This is a genomic window from Streptomyces bobili (assembly GCF_002154575.1).
GTDB classification, from domain to species: Bacteria; Actinomycetota; Actinomycetes; order Streptomycetales; family Streptomycetaceae; genus Streptomyces; species Streptomyces bobili.
Map to the genome: position 1 here is coordinate 1 of NZ_MUBA01000665.1, position 3,872 is coordinate 3,872.

General features: G+C 68.8%; 3 protein-coding genes. 1 reads left to right on the top strand and 2 read right to left on the bottom strand.

Annotated features, from left to right (window positions below):
• Both BZL64_RS35810 and BZL64_RS35815 read right to left on the bottom strand, forming a co-directional pair.
• Positions 1-203: type II toxin-antitoxin system antitoxin (locus tag BZL64_RS35810; protein WP_167396252.1), on the bottom strand; the 203-nt coding region annotated here is incomplete at its 3' end.
• A complete protein-coding gene (locus BZL64_RS35815) occupies positions 200-1,135 on the bottom strand; it encodes an SPFH domain-containing protein (protein WP_086773218.1) in 936 nt (311 codons plus the stop codon). The genes BZL64_RS35810 and BZL64_RS35815, both read right to left, overlap by 4 nt.
• Positions 1,136-1,449: 314 nt before the next feature.
• Between BZL64_RS35815 and BZL64_RS35820 the strand changes: the two genes are divergently transcribed.
• On the top strand, positions 1,450-3,864 hold the full coding sequence (locus BZL64_RS35820) for a transglycosylase domain-containing protein (protein WP_086773219.1): 2,415 nt from the start codon (positions 1,450-1,452) through the stop codon (positions 3,862-3,864).
• Positions 3,865-3,872 lie beyond the last annotated feature (8 nt).

Below are 3,872 nucleotides of genomic sequence, written 5' to 3' on the forward strand. Positions count from 1 at the left end.
AGGCGCTCCAGGACGCCGGGCAGCCGCCCGGCGTCCTGGAGCGCCTTGCGCAGCAGGAACTCGATCTGCGCGTTCGCCGACCGCAGCTCGTCGGACGCCCACCGGGCCAACGCGTCGTACACCAGCGGATCGAGCCGCAGCAGCACCTGCTTGCGCTGCTGCGGCCGGCGCCGAGGGGCCTCCCCCTCTTCGGGTGAGGTCACTGGTAGAGCGTCCCCGTGTTCAGTACCGGCTGCGGTGCCCGGTCCCCGCACAGCACGACCATCAGGTTGGACACCATCGCCGCCTTCCGTTCCTCGTCCAGTTCCACGATGCCCTGCTCGGCGATCCGGCTGAGCGCCGCCTCGACCATGCCGACGGCGCCGTCCACGATCTCGCGCCGCGCCGCGACCACCGCACCCGCCTGCTGCCGCTGGAGCATCGCGGAGGCGATCTCCGGAGCGTAGGCGAGATGCGTGAAGCGGGACTCGATGATCCGCACACCGGCGGCTGCCACGCGCGCGTGCAGCTCGACGGCGAGCTTCTCGGTGATCTCCTCGGCGTTGCCGCGCAGCGAGAGCCCGTCCTCCTCGTGGGCGTCGTAGGGGTACTCGATGGCTATGTGCCGGACGGCGGCCTCGGTCTGGGTGGCCACGAACTCCAGGAAGTCGTCCACCTCGAAGGAGGCCTGAGCGGTGTCCTGCACCTTCCAGACGACGACCGCGGCCAGTTCGATGGGGTTGCCGTAGGCGTCGTTGACCTTGAGGACGGCGGTCTCGTGGTTGCGGACGCGGGTGGAGATCTTCTCGCGGGAGGTGAGGGGGTTCACCCAGCGCAGTCCGTCCTCGCGGATCGTGCCCCGGTAGCGACCGAACAGCTGCACCACGCGGGCCTCGCCCGGCGCCACCGTGTTCAGCCCGCACATCGCGAGGAACGCGGCGAGCGCGACGAGGATGCCGCCGGTGATCAGCGCGGCGTTGCCGCCGGACGAGGTCACGGTCGTGGCGACGGCGATCATGCCGGCGCCGGCCAGCAGTCCGACCAGGCCGGACAGCAGCGCGAGGCCGCCGCCCACGCTGCGCGCCGGGAACTCGCGGACCTGTGGGGTGGGCATCTCGGGCGTGTCGACGGTGGCCGACGGGTCGTGCGTGGACATGGGTCCCCCGTTTCTTGCGAGCACGTGAGCGGCCCGATGGGTGAGCGCTCGCAGGTTCGCCTCGGTGTAGCTGGGCCTAGCTTGGGTCTATCTAAGTGATATCACTTTACTGCGGGATGGCAACCCTTGACCCCTCTCGTACGTCGGTTCACTTGGAGCGGTGCACCGGTTCCAGGGCGAGGGGTGCTGATTCTCACGCCCTCGCGGGACCGGATCGAGCCCCCTTTGTCACAGAGAGCGGTGTTAGCTTGCTGAGCTGACCTGCCTCAGGGCACAGGTGTGACTACCGAGTAGGAAGCGGAGCGAGCGGACTCATGGGACGAGCGGAAGAGAGACGAGCGCGACAGCGTGGTGGCCGTCGCGCGGCGCCCAGGAACCGCTCGTCGCAGGCGGCGGCTCCCGAGTCGCGCACCGAGTCGGTGTCGTCGGCGGAGGGCGCGCCGCAGGCCGCCGTCGGCGGGCGTGTGGCGGCCCGCCGCGGAGCGCCGAAGGGCGGCAAGGGTGCCAAGGGTGAGAAGGGCCGAATACGGCGCCTGTTCACCTGGAAGAAGATGCTCGGCACGTTCCTGGGCTTCACCGTGCTCGTCATCGGCGCCTTCATCATCCTCTACATGACGACGCCGATCCCCGACACGGCGAACGCCGAGGCCGAGCTCCAGAGCAACGTCTACAAGTACAGCGACGGCACGCTGCTGACCCGCGACGGCAAGCTCAACCGGGAGAACGTCGACCTCGCGGAAATCCCCAAGCCCGTGCAGCACACCTTCGTCGCCGCCGAGAACAAGTCCTTCTACCAGGACGCCGGCGTCGACCTGAAGGGCACCACACGCGGTGTGCTCAACACGCTCATGGGCAAGGGCGCCCAGGGTGGTTCGACGATCACCCAGCAGTACGTCAAGAACTACTACCTGACCCAGGAACAGACGGTCACCCGCAAGCTCAAGGAACTGGTCATCTCCCTGAAGCTGGACCGGGAGAAGTCCAAGGACTACATCCTGGCCGGCTACATCAACTCCAGTTACTACGGACGCGGTGCCTACGGCATCCAGGCCGCCGCCCAGGCCTACTACCGCGTCGACGCCGACAAGCTCAAGGTCGAGCAGGGCGCGTACCTCGCCGCGCTGCTCCAGGCCCCCAGCCAGTACGACTGGGCCGCCGCAAGCGACACCGGCAAGAAGCTGGTCCAGCAGCGCTGGAACTACGTCCTCGACAACATGGTCGAAAAGGACTGGCTGGACAAGGCCGAGCGCGACGCGATGACGTTCCCGGTCCCCAAGGAGCCCAAGGCGGCTCCGGGGCAGGAGGGCCAGGTCGGGTACCTGGTGAAGGCGGCCAACACCGAGCTGGAGAAGCAACTCGTCGCCCAGGGCGTCGCCGACAACAGCAACGAAGCCGAGGCGATGGTCGGCGCCGGCGGCTGGAACATCACCCTCAACATCGAGAAGAAGAAGCAGAAGGCGCTGGAGGCGTCCGTCAAGGACCAGCTGACCAGCAAGCTCGACAAGAAGAAGCGCCCGGTCGACGGTGACGTCCAGGCCGGTGCCGTGTCGGTGAACCCGAAGACGGGCGCGGTCGTGGCGATGTACGGCGGCGTGAACTACGTCGAGCACTACACCAACAACGCCACCCGCACCGACTACCAGCCCGCCTCCACCTTCAAGCCGGTGATCCTGGCGGCGGCCCTGGACCAGGGGGCGGTGACGCAGGACGACGAGAAGATCGGCGCGAACACGATCTACGACGGCACGAGCAAGCGCCCGGTCGTCGGCAGCGACATCGGCTTCGCCCCGGAGAACGAGGACGACGTCGACTACGGCGACGTCACCGTCCAGACGGCGATGAACAAGTCCATCAACTCCGTCTTCGCACAGATGGGCGTCGACGTCGGCATGGACAAGGTCCTCAAGACCGCGGGCGCCCTCGGCATGGACACCGCGGACCTGAAGGCCGTACCGGCGCAGACGCTCGGCACGATGGGCGCCAGCCCGCTCCAGATGGCCGGCGTCTACGCGACCCTCGACAACCATGGCCGGCAGGTCACCCCGACGCTCATCAAGTCGGCGGAGAACAGCGCGCACGCGGTGACGCCGGCCGACCCGATCGGCGACGAGGTCATCAGCCGCGAGGCCGCCGACACGGTCACCTCGGTGCTCACCGGCGTGGTGGACGACGGTACGGCGCGAGCGTCCGTACTGGAGAACCCGCAGCGCAACGGCCAGAAGGTCGCGGGCAAGACGGGCACCTCCGACGACAACAAGTCGGCCTGGTTCACCGCCTACACGCCCGACCTGGTCACCGCGGTCGGCCTGTTCGGCGAGTCCGCCAAGCCGCCGCACCCCCAGGTCACCCTGACCGGCGCGACCGGCACGGTGCCGGGCAAGGGCCGTATCGCCGGTGGTGGCTTCCCGGCGCGGATCTGGGCGGCGTACACCTTCGGTGTCGCCTCCAAGGTCAGCAAGTTCGACCTGGAGACCGACCAGGGCGCGGCCGTCCAGCCGACCGTCACGGCGAGCCCCTCGCCTTCGGCCTCCGAGGAGCCGTCGGAGGAGCCGAGCACGGCGGCCCCGTCGACCAAGCCGCCGAAGACGCAGACGCCGTCGCAGGAGCCGACCACCGAGGAGCCCTCGGAGGAGCCGACGACGGGCGAGCCGACGACGGGGGAGCCGACGACCGGGGAACCGACGACGGAACCACCCGAGAATCCACTGGATCCGCAGTTCGGCCAGTAGGGACGACG

Excerpts from the sequence above, each read along its gene's own strand:
- BZL64_RS35820 (WP_086773219.1), top strand. The coding sequence starts at position 1,450 with ATGGGACGAGCGGAAGAGAGACGAGCGCGACAGCGTGGTGGCCGTCGC.
- BZL64_RS35815 (WP_086773218.1), bottom strand. The coding sequence starts at position 1,135 with ATGTCCACGCACGACCCGTCGGCCACCGTCGACACGCCCGAGATGCCC.